The organism is Herbaspirillum sp. 1173, from assembly GCF_031455335.1.
Lineage (GTDB): Bacteria > Pseudomonadota > Gammaproteobacteria > Burkholderiales > Burkholderiaceae_D > Herbaspirillum > Herbaspirillum huttiense.
This window is the reverse complement of sequence record NZ_JAVDSP010000001.1, coordinates 197906-217251: the sequence shown is the minus strand read 5'-3', so window position 1 is coordinate 217251 and position 19346 is coordinate 197906. Positions and strand designations below refer to the sequence as shown.

At 63.3% G+C, this 19346-nt stretch carries 20 protein-coding genes; 19 read left to right on the top strand and 1 reads right to left on the bottom strand.

The genetic code is table 11. From position 1 onward, the window contains the following. Nucleotide 1: 1 nt before the first annotated feature. Genes J2X56_RS01065 through J2X56_RS01055 form a run of 3 tightly spaced genes read left to right on the top strand, consistent with a single transcriptional unit; the run spans nucleotide 2 to nucleotide 2296 of the window. Complete coding sequence (locus J2X56_RS01065) at nucleotides 2-1186, top strand: flagellar hook-length control protein FliK (protein ID WP_121039766.1); 1185 nt, start codon at nucleotides 2-4, stop codon at nucleotides 1184-1186. Continuing rightward, the gene (locus J2X56_RS01060; protein WP_034332781.1) at nucleotides 1173-1517 is read left to right on the top strand and encodes an EscU/YscU/HrcU family type III secretion system export apparatus switch protein; all 345 of its coding nucleotides are present in this window, start codon (nucleotides 1173-1175) and stop codon (nucleotides 1515-1517) included. The genes J2X56_RS01065 and J2X56_RS01060 overlap by 14 nt, the downstream gene beginning before the upstream one ends. A 23-nt stretch (nucleotides 1518-1540) precedes the next feature. Continuing rightward, entirely contained in the window at nucleotides 1541-2296 is a 756-nt protein-coding gene (locus J2X56_RS01055) for a flagellar brake protein (protein ID WP_121039763.1), read from the top strand. A 120-nt stretch (nucleotides 2297-2416) separates the two neighbouring features. Here J2X56_RS01055 and fliE read toward each other — a convergent pair whose 3' ends face one another. Then, nucleotides 2417-2773: a flagellar hook-basal body complex protein FliE gene (gene fliE, locus J2X56_RS01050; RefSeq protein ID WP_039788439.1), complete on the bottom strand. Its 357-nt coding sequence runs from the start codon at nucleotides 2771-2773 to the stop codon at nucleotides 2417-2419. A 248-nt stretch (nucleotides 2774-3021) separates the two neighbouring features. Between fliE and fliF the strand changes: the two genes are divergently transcribed. The 16 genes from fliF to J2X56_RS00970 all read left to right on the top strand — a co-directional run bounded on the left by fliF (nucleotide 3022) and on the right by J2X56_RS00970 (nucleotide 19279). Further along, the gene (gene fliF, locus J2X56_RS01045) at nucleotides 3022-4806 is read left to right on the top strand and encodes a flagellar basal-body MS-ring/collar protein FliF (protein ID WP_121039760.1); all 1785 of its coding nucleotides are present in this window, start codon (nucleotides 3022-3024) and stop codon (nucleotides 4804-4806) included. Beyond that, a complete protein-coding gene (gene fliG / locus J2X56_RS01040) occupies nucleotides 4799-5794 on the top strand; it encodes a flagellar motor switch protein FliG (protein ID WP_034338562.1) in 996 nt (331 codons plus the stop codon). The genes fliF and fliG overlap by 8 nt, the downstream gene beginning before the upstream one ends. A gap of 59 nt (nucleotides 5795-5853) precedes the next feature. Next, a complete protein-coding gene (fliH, locus tag J2X56_RS01035) occupies nucleotides 5854-6561 on the top strand; it encodes a flagellar assembly protein FliH (protein WP_039788445.1) in 708 nt (235 codons plus the stop codon). Nucleotides 6562-6599: 38 nt separating this feature from the next. Beyond that, nucleotides 6600-8006, top strand: a complete 1407-nt coding sequence (fliI, locus tag J2X56_RS01030) for a flagellar protein export ATPase FliI (protein ID WP_121039755.1) — start codon at nucleotides 6600-6602, stop codon at nucleotides 8004-8006. 37 nt (nucleotides 8007-8043) lie between these two features. Continuing rightward, nucleotides 8044-8484 (top strand): flagellar export protein FliJ, encoded by a 441-nt coding sequence (gene fliJ, locus J2X56_RS01025; RefSeq protein WP_034338552.1) that lies wholly within the window; start codon nucleotides 8044-8046, stop codon nucleotides 8482-8484. 104 nt (nucleotides 8485-8588) lie between these two features. Then, nucleotides 8589-9926, top strand: coding sequence for a flagellar hook-length control protein FliK (locus tag J2X56_RS01020; RefSeq protein ID WP_121039752.1), 1338 nt, complete (start codon nucleotides 8589-8591; stop codon nucleotides 9924-9926). Nucleotides 9927-10051: 125 nt separating this feature from the next. Further along, nucleotides 10052-10567 (top strand): flagellar basal body-associated protein FliL, encoded by a 516-nt coding sequence (gene fliL / locus J2X56_RS01015; RefSeq protein ID WP_121039749.1) that lies wholly within the window; start codon nucleotides 10052-10054, stop codon nucleotides 10565-10567. Between the two features lie 29 nt (nucleotides 10568-10596). Further along, on the top strand, nucleotides 10597-11601 hold the full coding sequence (fliM, locus tag J2X56_RS01010) for a flagellar motor switch protein FliM (RefSeq protein ID WP_017450944.1): 1005 nt from the start codon (nucleotides 10597-10599) through the stop codon (nucleotides 11599-11601). Between the two features lie 2 nt (nucleotides 11602-11603). Continuing rightward, nucleotides 11604-12059 carry a flagellar motor switch protein FliN gene (gene fliN, locus J2X56_RS01005; RefSeq protein ID WP_121039746.1) on the top strand — a complete coding sequence of 152 codons (456 nt, stop codon included), beginning with the start codon at nucleotides 11604-11606 and terminating at the stop codon, nucleotides 12057-12059. A gap of 19 nt (nucleotides 12060-12078) precedes the next feature. After that, nucleotides 12079-12639, top strand: coding sequence for a flagellar biosynthetic protein FliO (gene fliO / locus J2X56_RS01000; protein WP_310157454.1), 561 nt, complete (start codon nucleotides 12079-12081; stop codon nucleotides 12637-12639). Further along, the gene (gene fliP / locus J2X56_RS00995; RefSeq protein ID WP_375165997.1) at nucleotides 12623-13420 is read left to right on the top strand and encodes a flagellar type III secretion system pore protein FliP; all 798 of its coding nucleotides are present in this window, start codon (nucleotides 12623-12625) and stop codon (nucleotides 13418-13420) included. The genes fliO and fliP overlap by 17 nt, the downstream gene beginning before the upstream one ends. An 18-nt stretch (nucleotides 13421-13438) precedes the next feature. Next, the gene (gene fliQ, locus J2X56_RS00990) at nucleotides 13439-13708 is read left to right on the top strand and encodes a flagellar biosynthesis protein FliQ (protein WP_034331685.1); all 270 of its coding nucleotides are present in this window, start codon (nucleotides 13439-13441) and stop codon (nucleotides 13706-13708) included. A gap of 36 nt (nucleotides 13709-13744) precedes the next feature. Next, nucleotides 13745-14548, top strand: a complete 804-nt coding sequence (fliR, locus tag J2X56_RS00985; protein ID WP_121039743.1) for a flagellar biosynthetic protein FliR — start codon at nucleotides 13745-13747, stop codon at nucleotides 14546-14548. Nucleotides 14549-14680: 132 nt separating this feature from the next. Continuing rightward, nucleotides 14681-15895: an efflux RND transporter periplasmic adaptor subunit gene (locus J2X56_RS00980; RefSeq protein WP_310157447.1), complete on the top strand. Its 1215-nt coding sequence runs from the start codon at nucleotides 14681-14683 to the stop codon at nucleotides 15893-15895. A 7-nt stretch (nucleotides 15896-15902) separates the two neighbouring features. After that, complete coding sequence (locus J2X56_RS00975) at nucleotides 15903-17867, top strand: MacB family efflux pump subunit (protein ID WP_310157444.1); 1965 nt, start codon at nucleotides 15903-15905, stop codon at nucleotides 17865-17867. A gap of 11 nt (nucleotides 17868-17878) precedes the next feature. Then, nucleotides 17879-19279: an efflux transporter outer membrane subunit gene (locus tag J2X56_RS00970; RefSeq protein ID WP_121039737.1), complete on the top strand. Its 1401-nt coding sequence runs from the start codon at nucleotides 17879-17881 to the stop codon at nucleotides 19277-19279. Nucleotides 19280-19346 lie beyond the last annotated feature (67 nt).

Here is a 19346-nt window from a genome sequence, read left to right as displayed (position 1 = left end):
CATGTTGCCGCGGGCCGATATCGCCAGCGCCGTCCAGCCCGTCAATCCTGTCGAAGCGGCCACGGCCGTCGTTTCGGTTGCTGATGCCCGGCAGGAAGCCTTCAGCCGCCTGGCCCAGATTGCGATCGGCCAGCAGATGTCGGGCCGCATCCTCTCCAACTTCAACGACGGTACCTTCCTGGTGCGCATCGCCAATACGGCGGCGCGCATGGTGCTGCCCAACAGCGCCCAGGTCGGCGACACCCTGACCCTGACGCTGGTCTCCAAGGATCCGCGTCCGACCTTCTCGGTCAATGAAGGCAGCATCCGTCCCGACGAGGAAAGTGCATCGGTCGCCTTGAGCACCGCCGGCCGCGCGATGCAGAAGGACCTCAAGTCGCTGCAGTTCGTCACCCGTGACGAAAGCGGTGCCGGACAGATCGCCCAGAACGAGGACATCGCCGATGCCCAGGCCAAGGGTGCGCGCCAGGGGCAGTCCGGCCCGCCCGCCAGCAGCACTACCACCCTCAGCAACGCCGGCCGTCTCATCGACACGCTGCTGCACGCGTCGCAACAAGGCGACGTCACCGATCACATCAATGCGGCCACACCCTTGCTGCCCAAGGCCGGCGTCCCTGTCGACCAGATGGCCTCGGCCCTGAAGGATGCCATTGCCCACAGCGGAGTCTTCTATGAATCGCACGTCGCTGCCTGGGCCGCCGGCCAGCGCCCTGCCGACGAACTGATGAAGGAACCGCAAGCCCAGGTCGCGGCGCGCCAGGGCGGCAACATCAACCTGCTCAGCGACAGCGATCCCGCCCAGAACCAGTTGGGGCAGATCATCAATCTCCAGCTCAATGCGCTGGAACAGCAGCGTGTGGTCTGGCACGGCGAAGTCTGGCCGGGCCAGAAGATGGAATGGGAAATCAACCAGGAACATGGCCAGGACTCCCCGAAACAGGGTGCCACCGACGACGAAAACGCCCCCACCTGGCACAGCGTGGTGCGCTTCAACTTCGCCCACCTGGGCAGCGTCTCGGCTTCGATCCGCCTGATCGGCCAGCAGATCCACGTGCAGGTCAAGGCGGACAATGACGCTGCCACCGCAGCCCTGCGCGGCAACACTGGCCTGTTTGCCAATGCCATGGCGGCAGCCGGCACCTCTCTCGACTCCCTGATCGTCAAGCAAGCCGATGGAGAAACCTAATATTCCGCTGCAAAATGCCGTGGCCCTGGCCTACAACGCCAGCCAGGCAGCCCCCCAGGTAGTGGCCAAGGGCCGCGGCCTGGTGGCCGAAGCCATCATCGCGCGGGCGCGTGATGCCGGCGTCTACGTTCATGAATCGAAGGAACTGGTCTCGCTGCTGATGCAGGTCGAACTGGACCAGCAAATCCCCCCCGCCCTGTACCGCACCGTCGCCGAATTGCTGGCCTGGCTATATCGTATTGAAAATATGCAATTAAGCGGGTCAGTGATGTATGATACAGGGTCAAACTATTCCAATAATTCCTCTGGGGAAAGCGATCCTACTCGCTGAATTCCGACGTACACGACGCACAGATGGCTAACAACGACGAGATCGACGACGACAGCCCATACCGGGTTCATTCACGGCGGGAGATCATTGCCCTGCTGACCAGCATGATGGAGAAAAACCAGCTCCTGAGCCTGCTGATCAAGGGCGGATCCGAGTCCGTGATCACGTCCATTCTGGAAGTCGATGCCGATGACGACTCGCTCATCATCGACGCGGCTCCCAGCGCCATGCTCAACGAGAGCATCGTGGCCAGCAAGCGCATCGGCTTCGAAGCCTTGTACAACAGCATCCGCATCACCTTCAACGTGGACGGCGCACGGCAGGTGGAGTATCAGAGCCGCCCGGCGCTGAAGGTCGGCATTCCGGAAAGCCTGGTGCGCCTGCAGCGCCGTGAGTATTTCCGCATCCCGACTCCGATCGCCAAGCCTCTGCGCTGCACCTTCCGCATCACGCAAGCAGACGGCTCCTTCGTCACGGTGGTCACGCTGCTCAACAACATCAGCGCCGGCGGCGTGGGCATCACCGACGAGAAGAAGCTGCTGCCCACTACCCCGGGCGCCATGTATGAAGACTGCCAGCTCGAACTGGGAGATAACACCCTGGTCTCGGTCAAGCTGCAGGTGCGCGACTGCAAGGAGTTCAAGATGACCAACGGCAAGGTCGTCAATCGCTTCGGCTGCCAGTTCATCGACATCCCGCGCACCGTCCTGGCCGCCATCCAACGCTTCATCACCAAGCTGGAACGCGAACAGAACGCCAAGGCCTCGGGCATGATGTAATTCAGCGCCGCTTCCCGGCGGCGCCCATGAAAAAACACCCCAGCAACCGGAAACCGGTTCTGGGGTGTTTTTTTCATGGAAGGACGAGCAACAATCCAGCCCGCCCCACAGCAGAAAACTTCACACCTGCATGGTCATGATGTCACGGTAGGCCGAAACCAGCTTGTTGCGCACCTGGATGCTGGTCTGGAAGGAGATGCTGGCCTTCTGGGAAGCGATCATCACATCCGACAGATTCACGCTGTCATCCCCCATGGCAAAGGCCTGCGACATCTTGGCGGCTTTTGCCTGGGAATCATTGACCTGGTCAATCGCGCCCTTGAGCACGTCGGCGAAGTCCACGCGCTGCGCCGGCTTCTCCGCCGCGACGCCGCTCTGGACCGGGTCCACGCCACCCTGGGCGCGGGCTGCCGCAGCCTTCAGCTGGGCCACCATTGCCTCGATCTTGCTGGTATCAATCACACTGTCGATTGCCATCTGCCACCTCTTGAGTTCATTTTGCCGCTTGGCAAAAGCACAATACGCACCTTCGCCATCTACAGCAGCACCTTAACACTGCTGCATTGACAAATCGCACCAATAAGCGGGGAATTTGCCATTCTGTTCGGGCGATCAAATTCTTCCTGCCAACGGACAATCCACACTGAGCAAAAAACCTCACAAAGGTAGGCAGTGATCAAAGTCTTTATCAAGCTGGCAATCGAGGGAACGCCAGAGGGGAAATCATGGCGGTAGCAGCCGACGGCACGATGACCGGCGAACCCAACAATCCGGGCGAACTCGGCAATATTGAGGGTATGCCCCAAGGGCAGGCCGCCCAAGGCGGCGTGATGGGCTACGCCCGTTCGCCGCAGGGCAAGCGCATTCTGCTCATCATTGCCGCCGCCGCCACGCTGGCGCTGATGGCGGGCATCTGGCTGTGGAGCCAGAAGGTCGAGTACCGCGTCCTGTTCGCCAATTTCAACGACCGCGATGGCGGAGCCATCGTGGCCTCGCTGCAGCAGATGAACGTGCCCTACAAGTATTCGGACGGCGGCACGGCCATCCTGGTCCCGGAGAACATGGTGCATGACGCTCGCCTGAAGCTGGCCTCGCAAGGCCTGCCCAAGGGCGGCAACGTCGGTTTCGAACTGATGGAAAACCAGAAGCTGGGCATTTCCCAGTTCCTGGAGCAGGTCAACTTCCAGCGCGCGCTGGAAGGCGAACTGGCACGCTCGGTACAATCGCTGGCTTCGGTGCAGACCGCCCGTGTTCACCTGGCCCTGCCCAAGGCCTCGGTGTTCGTCCGCGACCAGCAGAAGCCGACCGCCTCGGTGATCCTCAGCCTCTACCCAGGCCGCTTCCTGGACCAGCAGCAAGTCAGCGCCATCGTCCATCTGGTGGCCAGCAGCGTGCCTGAGCTCTCGCCCAAGGCCGTGACCATCGTCGACCAGAACGGCAATCTGCTCTCCGACACCACCAAGCAAGCCCAGACCAACACGCTCGACCCGACCCAGCTGAAGTATGTCCAGGACATGCAGCAGGACATCGTCAAGCGCGTCGAGTCCATCATCGCCCCCATCGTCGGCAACGGCAACGTCCGCGCCGAAGCCACGGCTGATGTCGATTTCTCCCGCAGCGAGCAGGCCTCGGAGGCCTACAAGCCCAACCAGACGCGCGACACCGCTGCCGTGCGCAGCAAGCAGAGCAGCGAGGCCAACAGCGCGACCTCGGGTACCTCGGGCATTCCGGGTGCATTGACCAACCAGCCCCCTGCCCCTGCCACCGCGCCGATCGTCAACCCGGCAGTGGCCAATGGTGCTGCCAACCAGAACGGTACGGCGGCCACGCCCAACGGCGCAGCACCGACCCCGGCGGCCAGCGGCAATTCGCGCAAGGACGAGACCATCAACTACGAGGTCGACAAGACCGTGCGCTACACCCAGCAACCCATGGGTGGCGTGCGCCGCCTGACGGTGGCCGTGGTGGTGAACTACAAGCGTACCCTGGACAATACCGGCAAGATCGTGATGCGCCCGCTGACCGAGGCCGAGCGCAACCAGATCACCGACCTGGTCAAGGAAGCGATGGGTTACAACAAGGATCGCGGCGACTCGCTCAACGTGGTCAATACCCAGTTCAGCACCGACATGGAACCGGAAGTGCCGCTGTGGAAGCAGCCAGGCATGATCGAACTGGCCAAGGAAATCGGCAAATACGTGCTGGTGGCCGCGGTCCTGCTGTTCCTCTACTTCCGCGTGCTGCGCCCGATCGTCTGGAAGCTGTCGGGCCGCGAAGAGCGCGAGCGCCTGGCCAAGGAAAAGGCCGAGGCCGAGGCCGCCGCCGCTGCAGCAGCGGTTGCCGCCGGCTTCGATCCGGACGATCCGGACGCCATCGTCAACCTCTCCGGCGAGCCGGCAGTCGACGAACGTGCACAGTACAAGGCCAACCTGGAAACCGCCAAGCAGTGGGCCAAGAATGATCCGAAGCTGGTGGCAAGCATCATCAAGTCATGGGTGAACAATGAGTAACGACGGCGTTCAGAAAGGTGCCATCCTCATGCTCGCCTTGGGCGAGGATGAGGCCGCCGAAGTCATGAAATACCTGGGCCCGAAAGAGGTCCAGAAGTTGGGCGCGGCCATGTCGGCCCTGCGCAACGTCAGCTTCGAGGAAATCAACGAAGTGCTGGAAGCCTTCGTCGCCGAAACCGGCCAGGCCTCCTCGCTGGGCCTGGATTCGGATGAATACATCCGCAGCGTGCTGACCAAGGCGCTGGGCGACGACAAGGCCACTTCCCTGCTCAACCGCATCCTGGGCGGGCGCGATGCCTCCGGTATCGAAAGCCTCAAGTGGATGGACGCGCAGTCGGTGGCCGAGCTCATCCGCAACGAACACCCGCAGATCATCGCCACCATCCTGGTCCACCTGGAGCGCGACCATGCCTGCGGCATCATCAACAATTTCACGGAACGTTTGCGCAACGACGTCATCCTTCGTATTGCAACCCTGGACGGCGTGCAGCCGGCCGCGTTGCGCGAACTCAACGACGTGTTGACCAAGCTGCTGACCGGCAACGAAAGCCTCAAGAAACAACAGATGGGCGGTATCCGCACCGCGGCCGAGATCCTCAACTTCATGTCGGGCGAGAACGAGACCGCAGTGATGAACAACCTGCGCTCCTACGACGAGGACATGGCGCAGAAGATCATGGACGAAATGTTCGTCTTCGAGAACATCATCGACATCGACGGCCGCGGCATCCAGCTGCTGCTGCGCGAAGTCCAGTCCGAATCGCTGATCGTGGCGCTGAAGGGTGCCTCGCAAGGCCTGCGCGACAAGATCTTCGCCAACATGTCGCAGCGTGCGGCCGAGATGATGAAGGAAGACCTGGAATCCAAGGGACCGGTGCGCCTGTCCGAAGTCGATGCGCAACAGAAGGCCATCCTGCAGATCGTGCGCCGCCTGGCCGACGAAGGCCAGATCGTGCTGGGTGCCAAGGGCGAGGACGCGTTCGTCTGATGCGTTTGAGGCAGATGCAGGGTGCCGTCGGCATGCCGGCCTGAGGAGTCAAAGAAGCCATGCGTGCAAAGATCATTCCCAAGGAAGAGATGACGCCCTACCAGCGATGGGAGCTGGCGTCCTTCAACGAAGAACCCGAACCGGAGCCGCAGCCCGAAATGCTGCCCGAGGAAGAAGAATTCCTCGAAGAGCCGCCACCGGTCCCGCAACTGACAGCCGAACAGCTTGATGCCATCCGCGAGGCCGCCCGCCAGGAAGGTTTTGCCGAGGGCCGCGAACACGGCCTGCAGGCTGGCCGCTCCGAAGGCTACGTCGCCGGGCTCCAGCAAGGCCAGCAGGAAGTCAACGAAATCATCCAGCACTTCCGCCAGATCGCAGTCAATTTCAGCACCGAAGTCTCACAGTGCAGTGAAAAGATGGCCCCCGAACTGCTGGACCTGGCGCTGGACCTGGCCAAATCCATGCTCAAGACGGCCCTGAACGTGCGTCCCGAACTGATTCTGCCGACCGTCAGCGCGGCCATCCACGCCTTGCCGGTGCTGCAGCTGCCGGCCAGCCTGACGCTGCATCCCGAAGATGCCGCCCTGGTGCGCAAACACCTGGGCGAGGAACTGGCCCAGCAAGGCTGGAAGATCGAGGAAGACGCCCATCTCGACCGCGGCGGCTGCCGTGTCGAAACCCGCACCAACCAGATCGATGCCACCACCCCGACGCGCTGGCAGCGCCTGGGTGAGTCGCTGTCCAAGCAGCTCGACTGGCTGGAATGATTCATCCGAAGTGATAGTTACCTGAACGGGAGACCCGCATGAACTCCCCGATGCCTTCCCATAGCAGCCTGTGGCAAGCCTACCTGCACAACTGTCGCAGCCTGGTCGCCATGGCCGAGCCTACCCGCACGGCCGGGCGCATCACGCGCGTAGCCGGCCTGGTGATGGAAGCGGTCGGACTGAAGCTTCCTGTGGGCAGCCCCTGCAACGTCCCGCTGCCCAACGGCACGATGATCGAAGCGGAAGTCGTCGGCTTCCAGGATGAACGTTTGTTCCTGATGCCGCAGAGCGATGTCGAAGGCATCGTCCCTGGCACCCGCGTCTATCCGGTCGAACCGGTGCGCCCTCCTCCGCGCACCGGCCCCATCAGCTTCACTCCGCGCCGCGTCGACGAGCACAGCCGTCGCCTGCCGGTCGGCGACGAGCTGCTGGGCCGCGTGCTCGACGGAGCCGGCCGCCCGCTCGACAATCTCGGCCCCCTGCATACCGAACGCTCGGCCCCGCTGGCCGTGCGTGCGGCCAACCCGCTGGGACGCGCGCCCATCCGCGACATTCTGGATACCGGCATTCGTGCGATCAACACCATGCTCACCGTCGGCCGTGGCCAGCGCATGGGCCTGTTCGCCGGTTCCGGCGTGGGCAAGAGCGTGCTGCTGGGCATGATGGCGCGCTATACCAGCGCCGATGTGATCGTGGTCGGACTGATCGGCGAACGCGGCCGCGAAGTGAAGGAATTCATCGAACAGATTCTGGGTGCCGAAGGGCTGGCGCGCTCGGTCGTGGTGGCGGCGCCCGCCGACACGCCGCCGCTGATGCGCCTGCAGGGCGCTGCGTACTGCACCTCCATTGCCGAGTATTTCCGCGATCAGGGCAAGGATGTGCTGCTGATCATGGATTCGCTGACCCGTTACGCCATGGCCCAGCGCGAAATCGCCCTGGCCATCGGCGAACCGCCTGCCACCAAGGGCTACCCGCCTTCCGTGTTCGCCAAGCTGCCGGCCCTGGTGGAACGCGCCGGCAATGGCGATGAAGGCGGCGGCTCCATCACCGCCTTCTACACCGTGCTGACCGAAGGCGACGACCAGCAGGACCCGATCGCCGACGCCGCCCGCGCCATCCTGGACGGCCACATCGTGCTGAACCGCCAGTTGGCCGAGGCTGGCCACTATCCTGCCATCGATATCGAACAATCCATCAGCCGTGCCATGCACAGCATCACGGATGCCGACCATCAGCGGCGTTCGCGGCATCTGAAGCAATTGTATTCACGTTTCCAGCGCAACCGCGACCTCATCAGCGTCGGCGCGTACGCCGCCGGCAGCGACCCCGTGCTGGATGAAGCTATTGCCTTGTTGCCAAGAATGGAGTCCTTTTTGCAGCAGGGCATCCATGAGCAGGCCGATGTATCAGAGAGCTTGAGGCAACTTACCGCTCTATTCGGGTGATTGAGCGCGCATCCTCAAAAATATAATCAGAGTGATCATGGCTACTCCCTCCGCACTTGATACGCTGATTGAATTGGCGACCAAAGAAACCGACGAAGCGACCAAACGCCTCGGCCGGGCTATTCGCGTGAGTGAAGAAGCACAACAGAAGCTGGGTATCCTGCAGCAATACCGCGACGATTACGCCGCGCGCTTCCAGGAAACCCTGACCAATGGCCTGACCGCGCTGGCGTATCGCAACTTCCAGCTGTTCCTGGAAAAGATCGACAATGCCATCGATGGCCAGGTCAACGTGGTGCAAAGCAGCCAGCAGCGCGTGGCCGAAGCCCGTACCGCATGGCAGGCCTGCGAGCGCAAGCGCATGTCCTACGACACACTGGCCACGCGGGCGCGCGACCAGGAAATGCGCAAGGAAAACAAGCGCGACCAGAAGTCCATGGACGAGCATGCCGCCCGCATCAGCTTCTACAAGCGCTGACCGCTGAAGCAGCCAGCCAGGCAAGACCGAACCGAACGCGCGCAAGTACAGAATCGCAACCAGCATCCAGAGCAGCAGACCGCATTTACCGACAGGCCACCATCATGAACACTTCCCTGCCGCTGTTGAACGTGATCACCGGCTCCCAGGCCGCCACGGGTTCGCGCTCGGGCAATCCTGCCGACAGCTTCTCGGCCGATGTGCCTTTCAACCAGGTCCTCAACAGCCAGGTCAGCACGCGCGTACAGGACAACCAGGCGCAGGCGCGCCAGGCCCAGCAGAATGCCGACACCCAGGCGGCCAATGCCCAGGCTGCCGCCAAGCAGGCCGCTGCCAATCAGCAATCCCAGACTGCCGCCAACAATGCCAGCAAGAGCGCCGCCAACGATGGCAGCGACCAGAGCAGTCAGGTCAGCGACAAGGATGAAGACGAGGACAGCAGCGACACCGCCACCCAGGCCTCGGCTGAATTGCTGGCTCTGGTCGCCAACATCGCCCAGAACGCCGTCAAGCCGGCCGCCGATGGCAAGGCCAAGGGTGACGGCAGCGCAGCCGACCTGCTGGCCCAGGGCAAGCGCGGCAGCGGCAAGCTGTCCCTGAGCGACCAGCAGCAAGCCCTGGCGGACGACAAGCAAGGCAAGGTCGACCCGGCCGCCCTGCAGGATGCCCTGGCCGCCGCCAAGGGCAAGCAGGATGCCGCCGCCAGCGAACTGGCCCGCAAGAGCAATGCCGAGGCCAACCCGGCTCCGCAGGCGAGCAATACGAAGGACGCCAAGCCCGCCATCGACCTGGGCGCTGCCGCCAAGGCCGAACCCAAGGACGATGCCAGCGCCCTCACCGCCCGCGCCCAACTGAACAAGGCCACGCCCGAGCTCGCCGCTCCGGCCGCCAGGCAGGATGCCGCCTCGGCCGCGCCGACCCCGGTGGTGCTGCCAGCCATGCAGCAAGCCGCTGTCGCCAGCCAGCCGCAGGCCGTGTTCACCCCGGCCTACAGCGACAAGATCCAGTCCAACGTCGGCAGTGCCGGCTGGAATCAGGCCCTGGGCACCAAGATCACCTGGATGGCCACGGCGGGCATGCAAAGCGCCTCGCTAAGCCTGAATCCGCCCGACCTCGGCCCGATGCAGGTGGTGCTGAACGTGCACAACCAGCAAGCCGACGCTACCTTCATCACCGCCCAGCCCGAAGTGAAGCAGGCGCTGGAAGCGGCCATGCCCAAGCTGCGTGAAATGATGGACCAGGCCGGCATCCAGCTCGGCCAGGCCAATGTCCAGACCGGCATGCCCAATCAGCAGCAAGGTGCCGGCAACGGTCAGCAGCAGGCGCGCAGTGGTTCTTCCGGCAGCTTCGGCAAGGAGCAGGAGGCCGATGTGGCCGTCAACGGCACGGCCACCGCGACGGCGACCACCAGCGGACTCGGCCTGGTCGACACCTTCGCATAAGCGGCCGGCCCCGGAAACCTTAAAAAACAAGCAATTTTCGTCTGCGCAAGACTCAACAATGTGATTTGCCTGCCGATAAGCAGATAACCTCGCATACCGCGCTGACGAACTGAAAGGAACAGTAGATGGCAACAAAAGGAAAAGCCCCGGCCAAGGGAGCTGAAGCAGATGCAGCACCGGCAAAATCCAGCAAGAAGATGCTGTTCATCATCGTGGGCGCAGTGCTGGTGCTGGTCATCGGCGGTGCTGCAGCGTTCTTCATGATGGGTGGCAAGGGCAAGAAGGGTGATGATCACGCTGAAGAGAAGGTTGAAGCCAAGGCACCGACCTTCGTGGTGATCGAACCCTTCGTGGTGAACCTGCAGCAGGAAACCGGCGACCAGTACCTGCAAGTGGCAATGACCCTGCAAGTGCCGGACGGCCAGACCGCTGAAGCCCTCAAACTGTACATGCCGCAAGTGCGCAGCCGCCTGCTGATGGTGCTGTCCAGCAAGAAGGCCTCGGAGCTGCTGACCAGCGAAGGCAAGCGCCGCCTGACCGACGAGATCATCGACCAACTGGGCGAACCGTTCTCGGGCAAGGGCAAGGGACCGCAGATCACCGACGTGTTCTACACCTCGTTCGTGATCCAACAGCAGTAACACCGTATCGAAGTCAGAGATCGTCGACCATGGCCGAGCATTTTCTATCACAGGAAGAAGTCGATGCCCTTTTGAAGGGCGTGACGGGAGATGAAGACGAAGAAAAAATCGTCGAAGAAGCTCCTGGTACGGTACGTACCTACAACCTGGCCACGCAGGAACGCATCGTGCGCGGGCGCATGCCCACGCTGGAAATCATCAACGAGCGTTTCGCGCGTCTGTTCCGCATCGGCTTGTTCAACTTCATTCACCGTACCGCCGAAATCTCGGTCGGTCCGGTGAAGGTGTCCAAGTACAGTGAATTCATCCGCAACCTGGTGGTGCCAACCAACCTGAACCTGGTGCACATCAAGCCCTTCCGTGGCATCGGGCTGGTGGTGTTCGACCCGCAGTTCGTGTTCATGCTGGTGGACAACATGTTCGGCGGCGATGGCCGCTTCCACACCCGCATCGAAGGCCGCGAATTCACGCCCACCGAGCAGCGCATCATCATGCGCGTGCTGGAGATCACCTTCGAGACCTACGCCAAGTCGTGGGAACCGATCTATCCGATCGAATTCGAGTTCATTCGCTCGGAAATGAATACGCAGTTCGCCAACATCGCCACGCCCAACGAAGTGGTGGTTTCGACCACCTTCACCGTCGAGCTGGGACCGGTGTCGGGCGAGATTCACATCTGCACGCCCTATTCGATGATCGAACCGGTGCGTGACCGCCTCACCAGCAGCATGCAGGGCGAGGCGCTGGAAGTGGACAAGCGCTGGATCCGCCTGATGAAGCAGCAGATCCAGACGGCCGAGGTCGAACTGATCGTCAATTTCGGCACCGCCCGAGTCAATTTCACCGATCTGCTGCACATGCAGGTCGGCGACGTCATTCCGCTGCAGACCAATACGACCGTCGAGGCACAGGTTGACGGCGTACCGGTGATGGAATGCAGCTACGGCCAGTCCAATGGCCAATACGCCTTGCGCGTTGAAAAACTGCTGTCCATCACCCATCAAGAAACACCGGAAAGCTTTCAAGGAGATTAGTAATGGCTGATGAGAACGTAGCAGGCGCAGGCGCAGCGGAAGACGATCCGTGGGGCGCGGCCATGGCCGAGCAAACCGAGGCTGAAGAGGCGCAGAAAAAAGGCGAGATGGAAGACGAGAAAGGCATCACCGCAGCCCCTGCGATGGCCACCGTCTTCAAGGACCTGAGCGCCGCCGATATCAAGACCAACACTCCCAACGATATCGACTTCATCCTCGACATCCCGGTGCAGCTGACCGTGGAACTGGGCCGCACCAAGATCGCCATCAAGAACCTGCTGCAACTGGCACAGGGCTCGGTGGTGGAACTGGACGGCATGGCCGGTGAACCGATGGACGTGCTGGTCAACGGCTGTCTGATCGCACAAGGCGAAGTGGTGGTGGTCAATGACAAGTTCGGTATCCGCCTGACCGACATCATCACGCCGGCAGAACGCATCCGCAAGCTCAACCGCTGAGCGGGATGGCTTGAGTTTGATGAGACGTTTTTACGCAGCATCGATGTGGCAGGGCCTGCGCCGGATCCGTCCGGCGTCGATGTCGGCCCTGGTCTTCCTGGGGGGCAGCCTGGTGGCTGCCGCCCACGCCTGGGCCGACAATGCCCCCGCCGCAGCTCCGGCTGCAGCCGCGCCAGTGGCCGCCGGCGCTTCCCTTCCCTCTTCCTCCGGCAGTGTGTTCACCATGCTCTTCGGACTGGTGGCGGTGCTGGCCGTCATGGCCGCCGTCGCCTGGCTGTTCAAGCGCATGGGCCTGGCCAACAGCCTGGGCGGCAATGCCGTGGCCAAGGTGGTCGGGGGCGTGTCGGTCGGCACGCGCGAACGGGTGATGGTGGTCGAAGTGGGCGACCAGTGGATCGTGGTCGGCGTCGCTCCCGGCCGGGTCAATGCCCTGGCCACCCTGCCGCGCCAGGAAGGCGTCGCCGCCCAACCCGCCAGCGCCGGACCGGCCTTCGCCAGCTGGCTCAAGCACACCATGGACAAACGAAATGGCGGTGCCGGCAACGGCGACCGTCCGGGTAATGATGGCAGCACATCCTAAGCCGCAAGGCATTCTCTCTTTCCTGCTCCGCCGGAGCGGCGCGCTGCTGCGCAGCCGCTACTGGTGGATGGCGCTGCTGTGCCTGCCGCTGGCCGCTTCGGCCCAGCAAGGCCTGCCCGCGCTCAACAGCATGCCCGCCCCGGGCGGCGGTACGAATTATTCGCTGCCGATCCAGACCATGCTGTTCCTCACCTCGCTGTCGTTCATACCGGCGGCGTTGCTGATGATGACCTGTTTCACCCGCATCGTGATCGTGCTGTCGCTGCTGCGCCAGGCGCTGGGCACGCAGTCCACGCCGCCCACTCAGGTGCTGGTCGGCCTGTCGCTGTTTTTGACCTTCTTCGTCATGAGTCCGGTGTTCGACCGCATCTATACCGAGGCCTATCAGCCCTTCGCGGAAAACAAGATCCAGATGATGGAAGCCCTGGACAAGGGAGCCGCGCCGCTCAAGGAATTCATGCTCAAGCAGACCCGCCAGTCCGACCTGGCGCTGTATGTGAAGCTGTCGCGCGGTCCGGCCCTGCAAGGTCCGGAGGATGTGCCGCTGCGCCTGCTGGTCCCGGCCTTCGTCACCAGTGAACTGAAGACTTCTTTCCAGATCGGCTTCGCCATCTTCATCCCCTTCCTGATCATCGACATGGTGGTGGCCAGTATCCTGATGTCGATGGGCATGATGATGATGTCTCCGGCCATCGTCTCGCTGCCCTTCAAGCTGATGCTGTTCGTGCTGGTGGATGGCTGGCAGCTGCTGATCGGCTCCCTGGCCCAGAGTTTCTACTAGCCCAAGGCAAGGATACGTATGACACCCGAAAGCGTCATGACCATGGGCCGCCAGGCCATGGAAGTCACTCTCCTGATCGCCGCCCCGATGCTGATCACGGCCCTGCTCATCGGGCTGCTGGTGAGCATCTTCCAGGCCGCGACCCAGATCAACGAACAGACCCTGGCCTTCATTCCCAAGCTGGTGGGCGTGTTCCTGGCACTGATCATCGCCGGCCCGTGGATGCTGACCATCATCCTCGACTACATGCACACCATGTTCAGCGGGATTCCCGCCATGGTCCAGTAGGCCGGTCCGCCGGGCAGGCCCGGCGGCTCCTGATCCATGCTCACCTTCACCAGCCAGCAACTCTACGCCTGGGTCGCCATGTTCATCTGGCCGACCACGCGCATCCTCGGGCTGCTGTCCATCGCCCCGCCCTTCGGCAGCGCCAGCGTGCCGATGCTGGTCAAGATCCTGCTGGGCATCGCCATCGGCGCGGTGCTGGCGCCGGATGTGCCGATTCCCCCGGCCATCGATCCGATGTCGATGACCGGACTGCTGATCCTGCTGCAGCAATTGCTGATCGGCCTGTCCATGGGCTTTGCCATGCGCGTGGTATTTGCCGCCGTGGAAGCGGCGGGTGAACTGACCAGCTCGACCATGGGCCTGTCCTTCGCGGCCTTCTTCGATCCCCAGACACAGGGCCGTACGGCCGTCATCAGCCAGGTGTTCTCGCTGCTGGCCACCATGGTGTTCATCAACCTGAACGGCCACCTGCTGCTGTTGCAGGTGATGGCAGAGAGCTTCCACACCCTGCCCATCACGGGCGTGCCGATCACCACCGAGGGCTTCCATCAGCTCGGCCTGTGGGGGGCCAAGGTCTTCAGCATGGGACTGCAATTGTCGCTGCCGCTGCTGATCGCACTGCTCATCACCAACTTCGCCCTGGGCATCCTCACCCGCGCCGCGCCGCAGCTCAATCTCTTCGGGATCGGTTTTTCGATTACCATGCTGGCGGGATTCATCCTGATCGCCTTCGCCCTTCCCTATATGCTCACCCCGCTGCAGCGCTTCCTGTCCGATGGCGTGGAGATGGTCCGCCTGCTGGGCAGCGTGCCGCCGGTCAATGCGCTGCCCAAACCGTAAGCGGCAAGCTTTGCTTGCACAACATTTACGTCTGCTGACACACGCAAGGCAGCGACGGCCTCACAATGACGCCTTTGCCTGCAGCACCGCTGTGCGTCCGGCCGACCCTGTGGCCGCCCCTCATTTTCTCGCATGAATATCGCCTACTTCCGCCGCCCCAAGATCCTGCTCCTGAGTCTCGCCGTCCTGCTGGCCGGGGGCTACCTCGTGCATCGCGCACTCACGCCGCCAGCGCCGCCCAGCTACCTGACCGCCACCGCGTCCGTGGCCGATATCCAGGACGTGGTCCTGGCCAGCGGCACCGTCAAGGCCTACAAGCAGGTCAGCGTGGGCGCGCAGGTGTCGGGCCAGATCAAATCGCTCAAGGTGGCGCTGGGCGAGCGCGTCAAGAAGGGCCAACTGGTGGCCGAGATCGATTCCCTGACCCAGGCCAATGCCCTGGCCAGCGCCGAATATTCGCTGCAGAACCTGCAGGCCCAGCTGCGTGCCAAGGAAGCCACGCTGAAACAGGCGCAACTGGCCTATGCGCGCCAGCAGATGATGCTGGCCGGCGACGCCAGCTCGCGCGAGAACTTCGAGACGGCCGAAGCCACCCTCAACTCCACCCGTGCCGACATCGCCGCCCTGCAGGCGCAGATCAAGGACGGTGCCATCAAGGTTGACACCGCCCGCCTGAACCTGGGCTACACCCGCATCACCGCTCCCATCGATGGCGAAGTGGTCGCCATCGTGGCCCAGGAAGGCCAGACCGTGAACGCCAACCAGTCCACCCCGACCATCATCAAGGTGGCACGCATGGATACGGTCACCATCAAGGCGCAGATCTCGGAAGCCGACGTGGTACGCGTCAAGCCCGGCCTGCCGGTGTACTTCACCATCCTCGGCGATCCCGAGCATCGCTACCGCACCACCCTGCGCGCCATCGAACCGGCACCGGACTCGATCCTGCAGGACGACACCACCACCAGCACCACCAGCACTACCACCAGCAGTTCCAGCTCGACGGCGATCTACTACAACGGCCTGCTGGACCTGCCCAATCCCGATGGCAAGCTGCGCATTTCGATGACCACCCAGGTCAACATCGTGCTCTCCGAGGCCAAGGACGCGCTGGTGGTGCCCTCCACGGCGCTGGGTGCGAAGGATGCTCAGGGCCGCTACACCGTGCGCGTACTGGATGCGCAAGGCCAGGCCCAGGAGCGCCAGGTGCGCACCGGCATCAATACCAATGCGCAGGTGCAGATCATCGAAGGACTGAAGGCCGGCGAGCGCGTCGTCACCGGCACCGCCGTACCGGGCACGGCGGACAGCAGCAGCGAACATCGCGGTCCGCCGCCGCGCATGTAAGGTGGCCATGACGACGCCATTGCTGCAACTGCGCGCACTGCGCCGCGACTTCCCGGCCGGGGATGACACCATCACCGTGCTCAACGACGTCAACCTCGACATCGCCGCCGGAGAAATGGTCGCCATCGTCGGGGCCTCCGGTTCGGGCAAGTCGACGCTGATGAACATCCTTGGCTGCCTCGACAAGCCCAGCGCCGGCAGCTACCTGGTCGCCGGACGCGAGACCGGCAAGCTGGCCCCGGACGAACTGGCACAGCTGCGGCGCGAGCATTTCGGTTTCATCTTCCAGCGCTATCACCTGCTGTCGGACCTGGACGCCACCGCCAACGTGGAAGTGCCCGCCGTCTATGCCGGCCAGGAAGCGGCGCAGCGCCGCCAGCGCGCCGCCCAGTTGCTGGCGCGGCTCGGTCTGGCCGACCGTGGCCACCACAAGCCCGGCCAGCTCTCGGGCGGCCAGCAGCAGCGTGTGTCGATTGCGCGCGCGCTGATGAACGGCGGCGACGTGATCCTGGCCGACGAACCCACCGGCGCGCTGGACAGCCACAGCGGCCACGAGGTGATGAACATCCTCAAGGAATTGCACGCCGAAGGCCACACCATCATCATCGTCACCCACGACATGCAGGTGGCCAGCAATGCCCAGCGCATCATCGAGATCAAGGATGGCTTGATCATCGCGGATCGCCGCAACAACGCGCCCGAGGCGGCAGCGGTGAGCGGCATCATCAAGCAGGAGCGCCAGCAACACCGGCAAGCCAGCGCCTGGCGCGCCGCGCTGGACCGCTTCAAGGAAGCGCTGCGCATGTCGCTGCTGGCAATGAACGCACATCGCCTGCGCAGCTTCCTGACCATGCTGGGGATCATCATCGGCATCGCCTCGGTGGTCTCGGTCGTGGCCTTGGGCAGTGGCTCGCGCGAACAGATCCTGTCCGATATCAGCTCCATGGGTACCAATACCATCGACATCTTCCCCGGCACCGATTTCGGCGACATGAAGTCCGCCGCCATCCGCACCCTCACGCCAGCCGATGCCGCCGCCCTGGCTGAACAGAATTACGTGGACAGCGTCACGCCCAGCGTGTCCACAGCCTCCTCGGCGCGCTACGGCAACATCTCGGTCACGGCCACCATCAATGGCGTAGGTGAACAGTATTTCCGCGTGCGCGGACTGAAGATGGCACAGGGCATGAGCTTCGACAACGACAGCATCCGCCGCCAGGCGCAGGAAGTGGTGATCGATGCCAATACCTACAAGAAGCTCTTTCCCAACGGCGGCAATGCGCTGGGTGAAGTGATCTTCCTCGGCAGCGTGCCGTGCCGGGTGATCGGCGTCACGCAGAAGCGCGAGAACGGTTTCGGCAACAACAGCTCGCTCAATGTCTGGGTGCCCTATACCACCGCCATGACGCGCGTGATCGGCCAGCGCTACCTGAGCGGCATCACGGTGCGGGTCAGCGACAAGGTCCCCGGCGCGGCAGCGGAGCAAGGCATCACCCAGCTGATGACGCTGCGCCATCGTACCAAGGACTTCTACATCTTCAACACCGACAGCATCCGCCAGACCATCGAAAAGGCCACGGCCACGCTGACCCTGCTGGTGTCGATGATTGCGCTGATCTCGCTGGTGGTCGGGGGCATCGGCGTGATGAACATCATGCTGGTCTCGGTCACCGAGCGCACCCGCGAGATCGGGGTGCGCATGGCGGTAGGTGCGCGCCAGGGCGACATCATGCAGCAGTTCCTGATCGAAGCGGTACTGGTCTGCCTGGCCGGCGGCTTGCTGGGCGTGCTGCTGGCGCTGTCCTTCGGGGCGGTGTTTGCGCACTTCGTCAGCAGCTTCCACCTGATCTATTCCACTGCCTCCATCGTCAGTGCCTTCGCCTGCTCTACCCTGATCGGCGTGGTGTTCGGCTTCCTGCCGGCGCGCAATGCTGCGCGCCTCAATCCGGTGGATGCCCTCGCCCGCGAATGAAATTGCCCGTCATGTCCAAGTTCCTGTCCTTCCCTCCTCCTTCCCGCTTCGCGCTGTTGCTGGCGCTGGCCCTGCTGGGCGGCTGCAGTTCGCTGGTGCGCACGCCCTACACCGCGCCAGTGACCCAGACCCCGGCCGCCTGGCAACAACGCGACCCGGCCGCTGCCGTCAACGCCAGCCGCTGGTGGCAAGGCTTCGGCGATGAGACCCTCAGCGCCCTGATCGATGAGGTCCTGCGCAAGAACAACAACCTGGCGCTGGCGACCATCAAGGTCCGGCGCGCCCAGTTGCAGGCCGGGATCGCCAATGATGCCTTCGTCCCGGCGCTCAGCGGACAAGTGGGCAGCACCGCCAGCAAGGCGCTCGATGGCAATCGCCAGACTGCCCGCAGCAGCCAGAACTCGCTGAGCCTGTCCTATGAAGTCGACCTGTGGGGCCGGCTGGGTACCAACTACGACGTGGCCCGCTGGGAAGTCCTGGCCACCGAGCAAGACCGCGTGGCCACGGCGCTCTCGCTGGTCGGCACCACCGCCAACCTGTACTGGACCGGTGCCTACCTGAACCAGCGGCTGCGCACTGCCGAACAAAGCATCGCCTACGCGCAGAAGACCCTGGACCTGATCAATACCCAGTACCGCGCAGGGGCGGTGTCGTCAGTGGATGTGCTGACCGCACAGCAGAACCTGCTGAGCCAGCAAGCCAGCTATACCGAACTGGTGCAGCAGCAGGTGGAAAATGACAATGCCCTGGCCATCCTGTTCGACAGTCCGCCCGGCCAGCGCCGCAGCCTGCCACCGGCGCTGCCGGAGCAGCCCCTGCCGGTGCTGGAGGCGGGACTGCCGGCCGAACTGCTGGCGCGGCGTCCGGATCTGCGGGCGGCTGAATTGCGGTTGCGCGAGTCGCTGGCCAACGTCGACCTGACGCGCGCCAGTTTCTATCCGAAGCTGAGCCTGACCGGATCGCTGGGGACCAGCAGCGACGCCTTGCTGCGCCTGGTGCAGAATCCGGTGGCCTCGCTGGCGGCGCAGTTGAGCCTGCCGTTTTTGCAGCAGACCCAGATGAAGCTGCAGATCAAGGTCTCGCAGGCCGACTATGAGAGCGCCGTCACCCAGTTCCGCCAGACTCTGTACGCCGCCTTCAGCGACGTCGAGAACGCCCTTTCGGCGCGCACGCAATACGCTCGGCAGCAGGCGCTGCTGGCGCGCAACGTCGAGGTGGCACGGGCAGCCGAACAGCTCTACGAACTGCGTTACCGGGCCGGCTCGGTGACCTTGCAATCCTGGCTGGATCAGCAGGACAAACGCCGCAGCGCCGAGAACACGCTGGCACAGGTCCGCCTGAACCAGCTGAAAAACCAGATGACGCTGTACCAGGCCCTGGGCGGCGATGCCCGTGCGACTCCGCCGCAATGAGCGGCGGCAGTTTGTGTCCGCAGCAAATGAAAAGGCGAACCCGCGGGTTCGCCTTTTTTGCATTTTC